This is a genomic window from Pseudomonas sp. S3_C06, assembly GCF_054667675.1.
In genome coordinates this window covers 5374201-5390084 of record NZ_CP162747.1, presented here as the reverse complement: position 1 = coordinate 5390084, position 15884 = coordinate 5374201, and the positions used below count along the sequence as shown (strand labels likewise).

Genomic DNA, 15884 nt, shown 5'->3' with positions numbered 1-15884 from the left:
CATGTCAAAATTCTTCATCGACCGTCCGATTTTCGCTTGGGTAATTGCCCTGGTGATCATGCTGGTCGGGGCACTTTCGATCCTGAAATTGCCGATCAACCAGTACCCGAGCATTGCGCCGCCGGCCATTGCGATCTCCGTGACCTACCCGGGCGCTTCGGCGCAAACCGTGCAGGACACCGTGGTCCAGGTGATCGAGCAGCAGCTCAACGGTATCGACAACCTGCGTTATGTGTCCTCGGAAAGTAACTCCGACGGCAGCATGACCATCACCGCGACCTTCGAGCAAGGCACCAACTCCGACACCGCGCAGGTGCAGGTTCAGAACAAGCTGAACCTCGCTACCCCGCTGTTGCCGCAGGAAGTGCAGCAACAAGGTATCCGCGTCACCAAGGCAGTGAAAAACTTCCTCTTGGTGATCGGTGTGGTCTCGCGTGACGGCAGCATGACCAAGGACGACTTGTCCAACTACATCGTGTCGAACATGCAGGACCCGATCTCGCGGACCGCCGGTGTCGGTGACTTCCAGGTCTTCGGTGCCCAGTACGCGATGCGCATCTGGCTCGATCCGGCCAAGCTGAACAAGTACAACCTGACCCCGTCTGATGTCAGCTCCGCCATCTCGGCGCAGAACGTCCAGGTGTCGTCCGGTCAGCTCGGCGGTTTGCCGGCGCTGCCAGGTCAGCAACTGAACGCGACGATCATCGGCAAGACCCGTCTGCAGACCGCTGAGCAGTTCAAGGCGATTCTGCTGAAGGTCAATCAGGACGGCTCGCAAGTGCGCGTCGGTGATGTCGCCGATGTCGGTCTGGGTGGTGAGAACTCGACCATTTCCGCACAGTTCAACGGCAAACCGTCCTCCGGTCTGGCGGTAAAACTGGCCAACGGCGCCAACGCCCTCGACACCGCCAAAGCCCTGCGCAAGACGATTGACGAACTCAAGCCGTTCTTCCCGCAAGGCATGGAAGTGGTGTTCCCGTACGACACCACCCCGGTGGTGACCGAGTCGATCAAGGGTGTGGTTGAAACCCTGGTCGAAGCGATCGTGCTGGTGTTCCTGGTGATGTTCCTGTTCCTGCAGAACTTCCGCGCTACCGTCATCACCACGATGACTGTGCCGGTGGTATTGCTCGGTACGTTCGGCATCCTCGCGGCCTTCGGTTTCAGCATCAACACCCTGACCATGTTCGGCATGGTGTTGGCCATCGGCTTGCTGGTGGACGACGCCATCGTGGTGGTGGAAAACGTCGAGCGGGTGATGAGCGAGGAAGGCTTGTCACCGAAGGAAGCGACCAAGAAGTCCATGGGCCAGATCCAGGGCGCCCTGGTCGGTATCGCGCTGGTGCTGTCGGCGGTCTTGCTGCCGATGGCGTTCTTCAGCGGTTCCACCGGTGTGATCTACAAGCAGTTCTCGATCACCATCGTCTCGGCCATGGCCCTGTCGGTACTGGTCGCGCTGATCTTCACCCCGGCGCTGTGCGCAACCATGCTCAAGGCGATTCCGAAAGGCGAGCATGGCACGCCGAAGAAGGGTTTCTTTGGCTGGTTCAACCGCAATTTCGACCGTGGTGTGCAGAGCTACGAGCGCGGTGTCGGCAACATGCTGTCGCGCAAAGCGCCGTACCTGCTCGCCTATCTGCTGATCGTGGTCGGCATGATCTGGCTGTTCACCCGTATTCCAACCGCGTTCCTGCCGGAAGAAGACCAAGGCGTACTGTTCGCCCAGGTGCAAACCCCGGCCGGCTCCAGTGCCGAACGTACCCAAGTCGTGATCGACGAAATGCGTTCCTACCTGCTGGAGAAAGAATCCGGTGCGGTGTCCTCGGTGTTCACCGTTAACGGCTTCAACTTCGCCGGTCGCGGTCAGAGCTCGGGTCTGGCGTTCATCATGCTCAAACCGTGGGACGAGCGTGACGCGAGCAACAGCGTGTTCGCCCTCGCCCAGCGTGCGCAGCAACACTTCTTCAGCTTCCGCGACGCGATGGTGTTTGCTTTCGCCCCGCCAGCGGTACTGGAATTGGGTAACGCCACCGGTTTCGACGTGTTCCTGCAGGACCGTGCCGGTATCGGTCACGAAAAACTGATGGAGGCGCGCAACCAGTTCCTCGGTCTGGCCGCGCAGAGCAAGGTGCTCTATCAGGTGCGTCCGAACGGCCTGAACGACGAGCCGCAATACCACCTGGAAATCGACGATCAGAAGGCCCAGGCCCTCGGCGTGAGCATTGCCGACATCAACAGCACGCTGTCGATCTCCTTCGGTAGTAGCTACGTCAACGACTTCATCGACCGTGGTCGGGTGAAGAAGGTGTACGTGCAAGGTCAGGCCGGTGCTCGCATGAGCCCTGAAGACTTGAAGAAGTGGTACGTGCGCAACAGCGCCGGGACCATGGTGCCGTTCTCCGCGTTCGCCAAGGGCGAGTGGATCTACGGATCGCCGAAACTGGCGCGTTACAACGGTGTAGAAGCGATGGAGATCCTCGGTTCTCCAGCGCCGGGTTACTCCACCGGTGATGCGATGGCCGAAGTCGAAGCGATTGCCAAGAAGCTGCCGGCGGGTGTCGGTATCTCCTGGACGGGTCTGTCTTATGAGGAACGTCTGTCGGGTTCGCAAGCGCCAGCGCTGTACGCCCTGTCGCTGCTGATGGTGTTCCTGTGTCTGGCGGCGTTGTACGAGAGCTGGTCGATTCCGATCGCGGTTATGCTCGTGGTGCCGCTGGGGATCATCGGTGCGCTGCTGGCCACCAGCCTGCGCGGTTTGTCCAACGACGTCTACTTCCAGGTCGGCCTGTTGACGACCATCGGTCTGGCGGCTAAAAACGCCATTCTGATCGTCGAGTTCGCCAAGGAACTGCATGAACAGGGACGCAGCCTGCGGGATGCGGCGATTGAAGCGTGCCGCATGCGTCTGCGACCGATCATCATGACCTCGCTGGCCTTCGTCCTCGGTGTTGTACCGTTGGCGATTTCCACGGGCGCCGGTTCAGGCAGTCAACATGCGATCGGTACGGGCGTGATTGGCGGTATGCTCACGGCCACGATCCTAGCGATCTTCTGGGTCCCACTGTTCTTCGTTACGGTTTCGTCCCTGGGCCAGCGTAAAATCGCTGACGAGGATGAAGCTACTGAAACTCCTAAAGAGGCTGGCCAATGAGCAAGTCGCTACTCTCCATCGCAGTCGCCGCCTTCGTGCTGAGCGGTTGCTCGCTGATACCTGACTATCAGCAGCCTGAGGCTCCGGTCGCAGGTCAGTTCCCGCAGGGGCCGGCGTATTCGCCGGCCCAGGCTCCGGCGCAGGCCGCTGCCGAGCAGGGCTGGAAACAGTTTTTTCATGACCCGGCGCTGCAACAGCTGATTCAGGTTTCGCTGGAAAACAACCGTGACCTGCGTGTCGCGGCACTGAACATCGACGCTTATGCGGCTCAATACCGCATCCAGCGTGCCGACCTGTTCCCGGCGGTTTCGGCCAATGCAAGCGGCAGCCGTCAGCGAGTTCCGGCTCGTGCATCGCAGACCGGTGAAGCGGGCATCACCAGTTCCTACTCGGCCACCGTCGGCATCAGCGCCTACGAACTCGACCTGTTCGGTCGGGTTCGCAGCCTTAGCGAACAAGCGTTGCAACAGTACTTCGCCACCGAAGAAGCACGGCGCAGCACCCAGATCAGTCTGGTCGCCAGCGTCGCCAATGCTTACCTGACCTGGCAAGCAGACAAGGAACTGCTCAAGCTGACCCAGGACACCCTCGGTGCCTTCGAAGAAAGCTACAAGCTGACCAGCCGCAGCAACGAAGTCGGTGTGGCTTCGGCGCTGGATCTGGCGCAGTCGCGCACCTCGGTCGAGAACGCCCGGGCACAACTGGCGCGTTACACCCGCCAGGTGGCACAGGACGAAAACAGCCTGACGCTGCTGCTCGGCACCGGTATCCCGGCCAATCTGCAAGCGGCCAAGCCGCTGGCGGATGACCTGCTCAGCGACGTACCGCCGGGGCTGCCTTCGGATTTGCTGCAACGTCGTCCGGACATTCTGCAAGCCGAGTACAACCTGAAAGCGGCCAACGCCAACATCGGCGCAGCCCGTGCAGCGTTCTTCCCGAGCATCAGCCTGACCGCCAACGCGGGCAGCCTGAGCCCGGATCTGTCCGGCCTGTTCAAGGGTGGTTCGGGGACGTGGTTATTCCAGCCGCAGATCAACCTGCCGATCTTCAACGCCGGCAGCCTGCGCGCCAGCCTCGACTACGCCAAGATCCAGAAGGACATCGGCGTGGCGAACTACGAGAAGTCCATTCAAACGGCCTTCCAGGAAGTCGCCGACGGCCTGGCCGCCCGCCAGACCTACACCGAACAGCTGCAAGCGCAGCGTGACTTCGTTCAGGCCAACCAGGATTACTACCGTCTGGCCGAACGTCGCTACCGCATCGGCGTCGACAGCAACCTGACCTTCCTCGATGCCCAGCGTCAGCTGTTCAGCGCGCAACAAGCGCTGATCACCGACCGCCTCGCGCAGCTGACCAGTGCGGTCAACCTGTACAAGGCCTTGGGTGGCGGCTGGAATGCGCAAACCGCGCAGAACGAACCGCTGAAAGAAGAAGCACCGAAGATGAAGTTGTTCTGATCATCAGGTGAACACAGGAAGCCCACCGATTGGTGGGCTTTTTGTTGCCGGCCTGAAAGTTGTGTTGTCTGGGCTGACCCCTTCGCGAGCAGGCTCGCTCCCACAGGGGATCGCATTCCAAATGTGGGAGCGAGCCTGCTCGCGAAGAGGCCCTCACAGACACCATAAAATCCAACTTAATCTTGCGTTCGATAATCGCCCAAAACCCGCTTTTCCCAATTGAATCAGAACATCCGCCCCCCGCACCATTCGATCAACAAAACCAATAACAACAGGTTCGACACCATGCTCCCGCGCCCTGCCCCGTCCGGCTGATTGCCATCGTTTCACCCCTGAATACTTTCCAGGTCTGCACCCCGAAAACCGGTGGCAGCGCACCCGTTCGCCTTAAAAAAACAAGAGAGACCCGAGCCCATGACAGCTTCCCCTGCGCCTTACGCATTTCCCGGTCTGATCGCCCTGGCTCTAGCCAGCGCGGCGCTGCCCGCTGCGGCTGAAGAAGCCGGCTTCATCGAGGGCGCGAAGGTCAACCTGAACCTGCGCAACTTCTACATCAATCGCAACTTCACCAACCCGACCAAGGCCCAGGGCAAGGCTGAAGAATGGACGCAGAGCTTCATTCTCGACGCCAGATCCGGCTTCACCCAAGGTACCGTCGGCTTCGGCATGGATGTGCTCGGCCTGTATTCGGTAAAGCTCGATGGCGGCAAAGGCACGGGCGGCACCCAGTTATTGCCGCTGGATCGCGACGGTCGTCCGGCCGACAACTTCGGCCGAACCAACGTCGCCTTCAAAGCCAAGCTTTCGCAGACCGAAGTGAAGGTCGGTGAGTGGATGCCGGTGCTGCCGATCCTGCGTTCGGACGACGGCCGCTCGCTGCCGCAGACCTTCCGCGGTGGGCAGATCACTTCGAAGGAAATCGACGGCCTGACCCTCTACGGCGGCCAGTTCCGCGCCAACAGCCCGCGCGACGACAGCAGCATGAGCGACATGTCGATGACCGGCAAAGCGGCATTCACCTCTGATCGCTTCAACTTTCAGGGCGGTGAGTACGTTTTCAACGAAAAACGCACACAGATCGGCCTGTGGAATGCCGAACTCAAAGACATCTACAGCCAGCAATACGTCAACCTGATCCACAGCCAGCCACTCGGCGACTGGACCCTCGGCGCCAACCTTGGCTTCTTCTACGGCAAGGACGATGGCAGCGCCCGCGCCGGCGACCTCGACAACAAAACCTGGTCGGGGATGTTCTCGGCGAAGTACGGCGGCAACACCTTCTACGTCGGCCTGCAGAAACTCACCGGCGACAGCGCCTGGATGCGCGTCAACGGCACCAGCGGCGGCACGCTGGCCAACGACAGCTACAACGCCAGCTACGACAATGCGCAGGAACGCTCCTGGCAACTGCGTCACGACTACAACTTCGTGGCATTGGGCATCCCCGGCCTGACCCTGATGAACCGCTACATCAGCGGCGACAACGTGCACACCGGGACGATCACCGACGGCAAGGAATGGGGCCGCGAATCGGAACTGGGCTACACCGTGCAGAGCGGCGCGCTGAAGGATCTGAACGTCAGATGGCGCAACTCGACCATGCGTCGGGACTTCAGCAATAACGAGTTTGACGAGAATCGACTCATCGTCAGCTACCCGATCAGCCTCCTCTAAACACTGATATTCCCCTGTGGGAGCGAGCCTGCTCGCGAAGAGGGCTTAACATTCAACAGAGATGTTGACTGATACACCGCCTTCGCGAGCAGGCTCGCTCCCACATTGGTTCTGAGCCATTGGTCAGGAGAAGTGGCACTTCGCCGGCCGGCAGGTAAAGTGACAAAACCTGAAGGATTCAGGTGCTTCACCTTTCCGCTTCCGTCGTCGTAGTCGGTCCTCAAGCTGGGAGCCAGGTTGTCATCGGAAGACACCAACGATCACCGGAGGACCACCTCAATGATCTCTCGTCTCGCAACACCCGACTGGGACGCCAAGGCGTACCAGCAGTTTTCCCGTCTCAGGCAACGCCCAGTCCATGAATTGCTCGACCGTGTCGACCTGCCCAACCCGCAACGCATTTACGACCTTGGCTGCGGCACCGGCATTGCCACGCAGTTGTTGGCCGAACGCTGGCCGCGCGCGCAGTTGCAGGGCGTCGACAGCTCCACGCAGATGCTCGATGAAGCGCGCTGTCTGCCGATCCGGGCGCAGTGGAAGTGTTGCGATCTGCTCGACTGGCGGCCGGAGCAGCCAGCGGATCTGCTGCTCGCTGCCGCCGTACTGCACTTTATCGGGGGCCATGAAACGCTGCTGCCGCACCTGCTCGGTTATCTGAATTCCGGCGGTTGTCTGGCAGCGCACATGCCGGACTGGCGTGATGCGCTGTGGTATCGGCTGATGCTCGACACCCTCGAAGACGGCGGCCCCGGCGGCACGCCAATAGGCACACCAGAACTGCGTCAGCGCATGGCCGCACGGCCGTTGTTGGCACTGGAGGATTACTACCGTTTGCTCGCGCCGCTGACCTCGTCGCTGGATATCTGGGAGACCGAGCAGTTGCAGGTAGTCGACGGCAAATCACCGGTGTACGACTGGGTGAAAGTCTCGGCGCTGCGGCCGGTGATGCAGGCGCTGAGTCCAGAGGAACAGACGCGGTTTATCTATCACTACCTGATGCGGGTGCATGAGCATTATCCGCAGGAGGGGGATGGGCGTACGTTGTTTGCGTTCAAGCGGATATTTATTGTTGCCACGGTTTGAATGAGTTGTGCTGATTGATGCGCAACGGCGTCTGCCGCTTTCGCGAGCAGGCTCGCTCCCACATTGGAATGCATTTCCCTGTGGGAGCGAGCCTGCTCGCGAAGGCGTCAGTGGCAACAACCTCACTCCCGGGATTCAACTCCTAGCTCATCCCACACAGATTCAGCCAGATGAAACGTCGCATTCGCCGCCGGAATCCCGCAGTAAATCGCACTCTGCATGATCACTTCCTTGATCTCGCCCCGGCTCACGCCATTATTGGCCGCCGCACGCAGGTGAAGTTTCAGCTCACCTTCGCGGTTCATGCCGATCAGCATCGCGATGGTGATCAGGCTACGCGTGTGCCGAGGCAAACCCGGACGCGTCCAGATATCGCCCCAGGCATGCCGGGTGATCATCTCCTGGAACTCCGAGTTGAACTCGGTCAGCGTGGTCAGGCTGCGATCGACATGCGCATCACCCAGCACTGCGCGGCGCACTTGCATGCCGTCGTCGTAACGTTGTTTCTCGTCCACAAAAACTTCCTCACTTAGCCTGCAAAAACGCCAAGACACGATCACTGAAATCTGCGCCGGCCTGCACGTTGGACAGATGCGCCGCATAGAACTCGGCGTATTCGGCACCGCGCACATGTTCCTGAATGAAGTGCCCACCAGACGGCGGCGTCACCGCATCTTCAGTCCCGGCGATCACCAGCAACGGCACATTGATCGACGCCAGTTGCTCGCGGAAATCGGCATCACGCACCGCCGCACAATTGGCCGCGTAACCTTCAGGCGAAGTCGCTGCGAGCATGTCGGTAATCTGCTTGGCCGCCGCCGGATGCGCCGCCGAAAAATCCGGAGTAAACCAGCGGGCAATCGACGCATCACGCAGGGCAACCATCGCCGCCGCGCCATCGCGCAGCACGGTTTCGATGCGTGGGTTCCACACCGACGGATCGCCGATTTTAGCTGCGGTGTTGCAGACGATCAGCTTGTTCAGACGATGCCCGGCATTGATGCCCAGCCACTGGCCGATCAAGCCGCCCATCGACAGTCCGCAAAAATGCGCACGCTCGATATGCAGTGCATCCAGCAGACCGAGCACGTCGTGACCGAGTTGCTCGATGCTGTACGGGCCCGGCGTCACCAGCGATTTGCCGTGACCACGGGTGTCGAAACGCAGCACGCGAAAGTGCTCGGTGAACGCTGGCATCTGCGCGTCCCACATGTGCAGATCGGTGCCCAACGAGTTGGACAACACCAGTACCGGCGCATCGACCGGGCCCTCGATTTGATAATGCAGTTCGCCATCGGCGAGTTGAACGAAAGCCACAGCCCTCTCCTTTCAGTCAGACAATGCGTTGTGTTCGGCCACCGCGCGCTCGACCCAGGTTTTCGCCTGACCGAGATAATGGGCGGGGTTCAAAAGATGATCGAGTTCAGCGTTGCTCAGCTCAGCAGTGACTTGCGGTTCATCACCTAGCACTGCGCGTAAATGGCGCTGCTCGGCCACCGCGCGTTTGCAGCATTGCTCAAGCAGATGATGCGCGGTGTCGCGGCCGACACGCTGGGCGAGGACGATGCTGACGGCTTCGGCCAGCACCAGCCCCTGAGTCAATTCGAGGTTGCGGCCCATGCGCTCGGCATCGACTTCCAGGCCATCGGCCAACAAGCGTGCCTGTTGTAGCGAACCGGAAACGAGGCAGCAAATCTCCGGCAAGGTTTCCCATTCGGCATGCCACAGGCCGAGACTGCGTTCATGTTCCTGGGGCATCGCGCTGAACAGCGTCGAGACCAGACCCGGCACCCGCGTCGCCGCGCCGATCAACACCGCCGCGCCGACCGGATTACGTTTGTGCGGCATGGTCGACGAACCGCCCTTGCCAGGCGCCGAGGGTTCGAAAACCTCAGCCGCTTCGGTCTGCATCAACAGGCTGATGTCGCGGCCGAATTTGCCGAGGCTGCCGGCGATCAAACCGAGCACCGCGCCGAACTCGACCACGCGATCACGCTGGGTGTGCCACGGTTGTTCGGGCAAGGTCAGTTGCAGTTCTTCAGCCAGCGCTTCGGCAATCGGCAAGGCTTGTTCGCCCAAGGCTGCGAGCGTCCCGGAAGCACCGCCAAATTGCAGCACCAGCAGACGCGGCTTGAGTTCGCGCAGACGCTGGCGGCTGCGAGTAACAGCGCCCAACCATCCGGCGATTTTCATGCCCAGGGTCACCGGCGTCGCGTGTTGCAGCCAAGTGCGTCCGGCCAGCGGCGTAGCGGCATGACGTTGCGCTTGGGTGGCGAGAGAATCGGCCAGTTGCGCCAGATCACTTTCAATCAATTCCAGTGCCTGACGCAATTGCAGCACCAGACCGGAATCCATTACGTCCTGACTGGTCGCACCCAAATGCACGTAACGTTCGGCTTCAGCGTCGCTGGCAGCAATCTGCTTGCCCAACGCCTTGACCAGCGGAATCGCCGAATTGCCGGCCGTGGCAATCGCCTCGCCCAGCGCCGCAAAGTCATACAACCGCGCGTTACACGCCGCAGCAATCGGTGCGACAGCCGCAGAAGGAATCAGACCGACCCGCGCCTCGGCCCGGGCCAGCGCCGCTTCGAAGTCGAGCATGGCCTGCACGCGGCCCTGATCGCAGAACACCTCACGCATATCGCGGGCAGTGAAGTAGGCATCGAACAATTGATTGCCCGGTCGCTGAGTCATAAACAGTCCTTGCCGGCGCGGGCCGAGGCGACCCGCGCGCATCGGGTTAGAGATCGTGGTGCAAGTACGCCGCCTGCTTCGGCAAACGCAAACTGAACAGGAAGGCGATCGCCATCATCGCCGTCACGTACCAGTAGAAGGAGTTTTCCATGCCGATGTTCTTCAAGCTCAGCGCGACGAATTCCGCCGAACCGCCGAAGATCGCGTTCGCCACCGCATAAGCCAGACCGACGCCGAGGGCGCGGACTTCCGGCGGGAACATCTCGGCTTTCACCAGGCCGCTGATCGAGGTGTAGAAACTGACGATTGCCAGCGCCACGGTGATCAACACAAACGCGAGGAACGGACTGCTGACACTTTTCAGGCTCAACAGAATCGGCACGGTGAACAGCGTACCGAGCGCGCCGAACCAAAGCATCGAGTTACGTCGGCCGATCTTGTCGGCGAGCATGCCGAACAGCGGCTGCATGCACATATAAAGGAACAGTGCGCCGGTCATGATGTAGCTGGCGGTCTTGGCGTGCATGCCGGCGGTGTTCACCAGGTACTTCTGCATGTACGTGGTGAAGGTGTAGAAAATCAGCGAGCCACCGGCGGTGTAACCGAGCACGGTGATGAACGCGGCTTTGTGATCGCGGAACAGCGCAGCGATGCTGCCAGCGTCTTTGTGTTCGCGGGTTTCCTTGTTGGTGGTTTCTTTCAGACTGCGACGCAGGAACAGCGAAATCAATGCCGCCACCGCACCGACCACAAACGGAATCCGCCAGCCGTAGGCACGCAGGTCTTCTTCGGTGAGGAATTGCTGCAGAACCACCACCAGCGATACCGCCAGCAGTTGCCCGCCGATCAGGGTCACATACTGAAACGAGGCGAAAAATCCGCGCTGGCCCTTGAGGGCGACTTCGCTCATGTAGGTCGCAGTGGTGCCGTACTCGCCGCCGACCGACAGCCCTTGCAGCAGACGGGCGAACAACAACAGCACCGGTGCCCAGACGCCGATGTCTTTATAGGTCGGCAAACAGGCGATCAGCAACGAGCCGAAGCACATCATCAGAATCGAGATGAGCATTGAATTCTTGCGCCCGTGCTTGTCGGCGACCCGGCCGAAAATCCAGCCACCGATCGGCCGCATCAGGAAACCGGCAGCGAACACGCCTGCGGTGTTGACCAGTTGCACGGTCGGGTTGTCGGAGGGGAAAAACGCCGGGGCGAAATAGATCGCGCAGAAGGCGTAGACGTAGAAATCGAACCATTCGACGAGGTTGCCGGACGAGGCGCCGACAATGGCAAAGATACGCTTGCTGCGCTCTTCACCGGTGTAATGGGAGGCAGTGGTGGTTGTCATTGTTTTTCACTCGATAGGGACAGTGAGAGTCTAGACATACTTTGCAACAGTCCCGTTCCACATCCTATATCGATCGTTCCCACGCTCCGCGTGGTAACGCATCCGGTGACGCTCCGCGTCACAGTGGACGCAGAGCGTCCATGGCGGCATTCCCACGCAGAGCGTGGGAACGATCAGTAGGCAGCGATCAGTAATCGAAGAACACCGTCTCGGCATCAGTGCCCTGCAGAATCACATTCCACTGGTAAACACCCGAGGCGTCCTGCTTGGCCAGCAACGTACTACGACGCTCGGCCGGCACACATTCGAGCAACGGATCATCGACGTTGGCCGGCTCGCCTTCAAAGTAGATCCGCGTCAGCAAGTGCTTGACCAAGCCACGGGCAAACACCAGCACCACCAGATGCGGCGCCTGGGTCGAACCTTTCAAGCCTTCAACCGTGCCCGGTTTGATCGTGGTGAAACGGAAACGCCCTTCAGCGTCCACCGGCACCCGGCCAAAACCTTCAAAGTTCGGATCGAGCGGTTTGTCCTGCTCGTCTTCCGGGTGGTCGTACTTGCCGGCGGCATTCGCCTGCCAGACTTCAAGCATGGCGTCGTTGACGACATCGCCATTGCCATCCACCACCTGCCCGGTGATCGCCACACGCTCGCCAAGAGTCTGCTCGACGGTGAGGTTTTCGCGGTTCAGCCAGGTCAGGCCGATGTGGTAATACGGCCCGACGGTGTGGGACGTGGTCGCAGTCAGCGTCATCTTATTTCTCCATCGGCGTGGCTTCACGCCCGCGCAGCACGATGTCCCAGCGATAACCGAGGGCGTAGGACGGAATGGTTTTTTCCAGATCGAAACTGGCGATCAGGCGTTCCTTGGCCGAAGTGTCCGGCACGCAGTTGTAGATCGGGTCGTAGGCCAGCAGCGGATCGCCCGGGAAATACATTTGCGTGACCAGGCGGGTGAGAATGCTTGGCCCGAACAGCGAAAAGTGGATGTGCGCCGGACGCCAGGCATTGTGGTGATTGCCCCACGGATAGGCGCCGGGCTTGATGGTCTGGAACTGATACCAGCCATCGGCGTCAGTGACGGTGCGGCCAGTGCCGGTGAAATTCGGGTCCAGCGGCGCGTCATGCAGGTCGCGTTTGTGGTTGTAGCGACCGGCGGCGTTGGCCTGCCAGATCTCCACCAGAATCCCCGGCACCGGCAGACCGTTTTCGTCGAGCACACGGCCGTGAATGATGATGCGTTCGCCCTGTGGCTCGCCTTCATGCTGGGCGGTCAAGTCGTTGTCGGTGTCGCCCACACGCTCGGCGCCGATAGTCGGGCCGGTGATTTCCGACAGCGAGTGCGGCAGAAACACCAATGGCTTCGACGGCGAGCGCAGGTTGGTGGATTGATACGTCGGGTGCAGGTACTCAGGCTGAGTGCCTTCCTGCGGACGACGGTAACCAGGCTTGTCAGACATGTCGCTTTCCTCTGTTCTTTTTCGTCACGGCTTGCGTCAGACGCGTTCGATGGCCAGGGCCAGACCTTGGCCGACACCGACGCACATGGTCGCCAGACCTTTCTTGCCACCGGTCTTTTCCAACTGATGCAGCGCGGTCAGCACCAGACGCGCACCGCTCATGCCCAACGGGTGACCGAGGGCAATCGCGCCACCGTTCGGGTTGACCTGCGCGGCGTCATCCGCCAGACCCAGTTCACGCAGCACCGCCAAACCTTGGCTGGCAAACGCTTCGTTGAGTTCGATCACGTCGAAATCGCTGACCGCGACGCCCAGGCGCTCGATCAATTTGCGCACCGCCGGCACCGGGCCGATGCCCATCACCCGAGGTGCGACACCGGCGCTGGCCATGCCGAGCACTTTGGCGCGGGCGGTCAGGCCGTGTTTTTTCACCGCTTCGGCGGAAGCCAGAATCAGTGCGGCAGCACCGTCGTTGACGCCGGAGGCATTGCCGGCGGTGACGGTTTTGTCCGGGCCATTGACCGGTTTCAACTTGGTCAGCGCTTCAATCGTAGTGTCGGCGCGCGGATGTTCGTCCTGGCTGACCACGGTTTCGCCCTTCTTGTGGGCAATCCGTACTTCAACAATTTCTTCGGCGTAGTAACCGGCGGCCTGCGCGGCGGCGGTACGTTGCTGGCTGCGCAGGGCGAAAGCGTCCTGATCGGCGCGCGAGACTTTATAGTCGTCGGCGACGTTGTCGGCGGTCTGCGGCATCGCGTCGACGCCGTACTGCGCCTTCATCAACGGGTTGATGAAACGCCAGCCGATGGTGGTGTCTTCCAGCTTCATGTTGCGCGAAAACGCCGCGTCAGCCTTGCCCATCACGAACGGCGCGCGGGACATCGACTCGACGCCGCCGGCAATCGCCAGCTCCATCTCGCCGCTGGCAATCGCCCGGAATGCCGTACCGATGGCGTCCATGCCCGAAGCACAGAGGCGATTGAGGGTCACGCCCGGCACGCTGTCCGGCAGGCCGGCCAGCAGCAGCGCCATACGCGCGACGTTACGGTTGTCCTCGCCGGCCTGGTTGGCGCAGCCGAGGAATACTTCGTCGATGGCGTTCCAGTCCACCGATGGATTACGCTCCATCAGGGCCTTGATCGGCACGGCGGCCAAATCATCAGCGCGAACAGCGGACAGTCCGCCACCAAAACGGCCAATCGGCGTGCGAATCGCGTCGCAGATATAAACGTCACGCATCATGCTTCTCCCGGTGCCTGGCCGTGGGCGGCGGCAGTACGCGCTTCGAGATCGCGCAGCGCAGTCAGTTCGACTTCAGTCGGTTCAGCGGTGTTTTCAACATGCTCGGCAAAACGGATCGCCCAACCGGTGGCCGCGACCACTTGCTCGCGGGTCACGCCAGGATGCAACGCGGTGACCACGAACTCATGGGTGCCCTCTTCCGGCTCCATGATGCACAGGTCGGTGATGATGCCAACCGGCCCGGCGCCCGGCAGGCCCAGACGTTTGCGCGAATCGCCGCCCTCGCCGTGACCGACCGAGGTGATGAAATCGAGCTTGTCGACAAACGAACGCGCCGACTGTTTAAGGATGATCAACACGCTTTTCGCCGAACCGGCAATCTCCGGCGCGCCACCGGCACCCGGCAGGCGCACTTTCGGCGAGAAATAATCGCCGACCACGGTGGTGTTGATGTTGCCGAAACGGTCGACCTGCGCGGCGCCGAGAAAACCGACGTCGATGCGCCCGCCCTGCAGCCAGTAGCGAAAAATCTCACCGGTCGGTACGACAGTGTCAGCGGTTTCCGCCAGCTCACCGTCACCGATCGACAGCGGCAGCACGCTTGGCTTGGCGCCAATCGGGCCCGACTCATAGATCAGCACCACATCCGGCGACGAGGTCAGACGCGCAAGGTTGGCGGCTTTCGACGGCAGGCCGATGCCGACGAAACACACCGAGCCGTTCTTCAGGCGACGCGCCGCCGCGACGGTCATCATTTCATTGGTGGTGTAAGTCATTACTTGGCCTCCGAAGCAGCGGCCAACTTGGCCTGGAACGCGCTGAAGTCAGCGCAGCCATGGATGTATTCATTGATCCACGCGGTAAACGTCTCACGGTCGCGGGCGATCGGATCCCACGCTTGATAGAAACGATTGTCGCGCTCGGTGTAACCGTGGGCGTAGGACGGGTGCGCGCCGCCGGGCACGTGGCAGACCGCGCTCAAGGCCCAGGTCGGCAGTACACAGGCGTTCATCGGCGCGTTGAGGTCGTCGACGATTTCTTCAACAGTGACGATGCAGCGTTTGGCGGCCAGTGCGGCTTCTTTCTGCACACCGAGAATGCCCCACAGCAGCACATTGCCTTGGCGGTCGGCTTTCTGTGCGTGGATCACGGTCACGTCCGGGCGCACCGACGGCACGGCCGCCAACACTTCACCGGTGAACGGGCAGGTCACGGTTTTGATCAGTGGATTGACCTTCGGCAGGTCGGAGCCGGCGTAAGCACGCAGCACCGCGAATGGCAGGCCGGACGCACCGGCGACGTAGGCATTGGCCAGGTCGGCGTGACTGTGCTCTTCGATTTCCAGCGCGTGCGGCCATTGCTTCTCGACCGCGTCACGCAGACGGTGCAGGGAGCCCACACCCGGGTTGCCGCCCCAGGAGAAAATCAGTTTGCGTGCGCAACCGGCGCCAATCAGTTGGTCGTAGATCAGGTCAGGCGTCATCCGCACCAGCGTCAGATCTTTCTTGCCCTGACGAATGATTTCATGACCTGCGGCCGTAGGGATCAGGTGAGTGAAGCCTTCGAGCGCGACGGTGTCGCCGTCGTTGACGAATTGCTTCACCGCGTCGTGCAGCGAAAGGATCTCAGCCATGGAGCGGGCTCCTGTTTTTGTAATGAATCGCCAGTGATAAAAAGGCGCGAGGTTCAGCGCCGGAGTCACTGAAGATTAAGCCTGGGGAAATGGCCAAACAATCCGATAATCGACTGAGTGTTCGTTTATCGAACGGATTGTTGTT

Annotated in this window: 13 protein-coding genes; 4 read left to right on the top strand and 9 right to left on the bottom strand. The window is 60.9% G+C overall.

The genetic code is table 11. The annotated features are described in order from the left end of the window. The first annotated feature begins 1 nt into the window (after nucleotide 1). From emhB to AB4N44_RS23930, 4 genes are all read left to right on the top strand, one after another. The gene (gene emhB, locus AB4N44_RS23945) at nucleotides 2–3151 is read left to right on the top strand and encodes an efflux RND transporter permease subunit EmhB (protein ID WP_127926134.1); all 3150 of its coding nucleotides are present in this window, start codon (nucleotides 2–4) and stop codon (nucleotides 3149–3151) included. Then, the gene (gene emhC / locus AB4N44_RS23940) at nucleotides 3148–4608 is read left to right on the top strand and encodes an efflux RND transporter outer membrane subunit EmhC (RefSeq protein ID WP_460107228.1); all 1461 of its coding nucleotides are present in this window, start codon (nucleotides 3148–3150) and stop codon (nucleotides 4606–4608) included. Before emhB ends, emhC begins: the two co-directional genes overlap by 4 nt. 414 nt (nucleotides 4609–5022) lie before the next feature. After that, nucleotides 5023–6282, top strand: a complete 1260-nt coding sequence (locus AB4N44_RS23935; RefSeq protein WP_150749359.1) for an OprD family porin — start codon at nucleotides 5023–5025, stop codon at nucleotides 6280–6282. Between the two features lie 279 nt (nucleotides 6283–6561). Continuing rightward, nucleotides 6562–7365, top strand: a complete 804-nt coding sequence (locus tag AB4N44_RS23930; RefSeq protein WP_460107231.1) for a methyltransferase domain-containing protein — start codon at nucleotides 6562–6564, stop codon at nucleotides 7363–7365. 122 nt (nucleotides 7366–7487) lie between these two features. Here AB4N44_RS23930 and pcaC read toward each other — a convergent pair whose 3' ends face one another. From pcaC to AB4N44_RS23885, 9 genes are all read right to left on the bottom strand, one after another. After that, nucleotides 7488–7880, bottom strand: a complete 393-nt coding sequence (gene pcaC, locus AB4N44_RS23925; RefSeq protein WP_025110738.1) for a 4-carboxymuconolactone decarboxylase — start codon at nucleotides 7878–7880, stop codon at nucleotides 7488–7490. Between the two features lie 10 nt (nucleotides 7881–7890). Further along, nucleotides 7891–8682 carry a 3-oxoadipate enol-lactonase gene (gene pcaD / locus AB4N44_RS23920; protein WP_150775304.1) on the bottom strand — a complete coding sequence of 264 codons (792 nt, stop codon included), beginning with the start codon at nucleotides 8680–8682 and terminating at the stop codon, nucleotides 7891–7893. 12 nt (nucleotides 8683–8694) lie between these two features. Then, nucleotides 8695–10059 (bottom strand): 3-carboxy-cis,cis-muconate cycloisomerase, encoded by a 1365-nt coding sequence (locus AB4N44_RS23915; protein WP_460107234.1) that lies wholly within the window; start codon nucleotides 10057–10059, stop codon nucleotides 8695–8697. 46 nt (nucleotides 10060–10105) lie between these two features. Further along, entirely contained in the window at nucleotides 10106–11404 is a 1299-nt protein-coding gene (locus AB4N44_RS23910) for an MFS family transporter (protein ID WP_122845035.1), read from the bottom strand. Nucleotides 11405–11591: 187 nt separating this feature from the next. Further along, nucleotides 11592–12158 carry a protocatechuate 3,4-dioxygenase subunit alpha gene (pcaG, locus tag AB4N44_RS23905; RefSeq protein ID WP_095119179.1) on the bottom strand — a complete coding sequence of 189 codons (567 nt, stop codon included), beginning with the start codon at nucleotides 12156–12158 and terminating at the stop codon, nucleotides 11592–11594. Nucleotide 12159: 1 nt separating this feature from the next. Further along, nucleotides 12160–12864: a protocatechuate 3,4-dioxygenase subunit beta gene (gene pcaH / locus AB4N44_RS23900; protein ID WP_008080089.1), complete on the bottom strand. Its 705-nt coding sequence runs from the start codon at nucleotides 12862–12864 to the stop codon at nucleotides 12160–12162. 36 nt (nucleotides 12865–12900) lie between these two features. Then, entirely contained in the window at nucleotides 12901–14106 is a 1206-nt protein-coding gene (pcaF, locus tag AB4N44_RS23895; protein ID WP_460107237.1) for a 3-oxoadipyl-CoA thiolase, read from the bottom strand. Further along, nucleotides 14103–14882 carry a CoA-transferase subunit beta gene (locus AB4N44_RS23890; protein ID WP_064393051.1) on the bottom strand — a complete coding sequence of 260 codons (780 nt, stop codon included), beginning with the start codon at nucleotides 14880–14882 and terminating at the stop codon, nucleotides 14103–14105. Before AB4N44_RS23890 ends, pcaF begins: the two co-directional genes overlap by 4 nt. After that, complete coding sequence (locus AB4N44_RS23885) at nucleotides 14882–15739, bottom strand: CoA transferase subunit A (protein WP_099758203.1); 858 nt, start codon at nucleotides 15737–15739, stop codon at nucleotides 14882–14884. Before AB4N44_RS23885 ends, AB4N44_RS23890 begins: the two co-directional genes overlap by 1 nt. Between the last annotated feature and the right edge of the window lie 145 nt (nucleotides 15740–15884).

What these genes read in the sequence shown, in the direction of transcription:
- emhB (WP_127926134.1), top strand. Translation starts at nt 2, where the DNA reads ATGTCAAAATTCTTCATCGACCGTCCGATTTTCGCTTGGGTAATTGCC.
- emhC (WP_460107228.1), top strand. Translation starts at nt 3,148, where the DNA reads ATGAGCAAGTCGCTACTCTCCATCGCAGTCGCCGCCTTCGTGCTGAGC.
- AB4N44_RS23935 (WP_150749359.1), top strand. Translation starts at nt 5,023, where the DNA reads ATGACAGCTTCCCCTGCGCCTTACGCATTTCCCGGTCTGATCGCCCTG.
- AB4N44_RS23930 (WP_460107231.1), top strand. Translation starts at nt 6,562, where the DNA reads ATGATCTCTCGTCTCGCAACACCCGACTGGGACGCCAAGGCGTACCAG.
- AB4N44_RS23915 (WP_460107234.1), bottom strand. Translation starts at nt 10,059, where the DNA reads ATGACTCAGCGACCGGGCAATCAATTGTTCGATGCCTACTTCACTGCC.
- AB4N44_RS23910 (WP_122845035.1), bottom strand. Translation starts at nt 11,404, where the DNA reads ATGACAACCACCACTGCCTCCCATTACACCGGTGAAGAGCGCAGCAAG.
- pcaG (WP_095119179.1), bottom strand. Translation starts at nt 12,158, where the DNA reads ATGACGCTGACTGCGACCACGTCCCACACCGTCGGGCCGTATTACCAC.
- pcaH (WP_008080089.1), bottom strand. Translation starts at nt 12,864, where the DNA reads ATGTCTGACAAGCCTGGTTACCGTCGTCCGCAGGAAGGCACTCAGCCT.
- pcaF (WP_460107237.1), bottom strand. Translation starts at nt 14,106, where the DNA reads ATGATGCGTGACGTTTATATCTGCGACGCGATTCGCACGCCGATTGGC.
- AB4N44_RS23890 (WP_064393051.1), bottom strand. Translation starts at nt 14,882, where the DNA reads ATGACTTACACCACCAATGAAATGATGACCGTCGCGGCGGCGCGTCGC.
- AB4N44_RS23885 (WP_099758203.1), bottom strand. Translation starts at nt 15,739, where the DNA reads ATGGCTGAGATCCTTTCGCTGCACGACGCGGTGAAGCAATTCGTCAAC.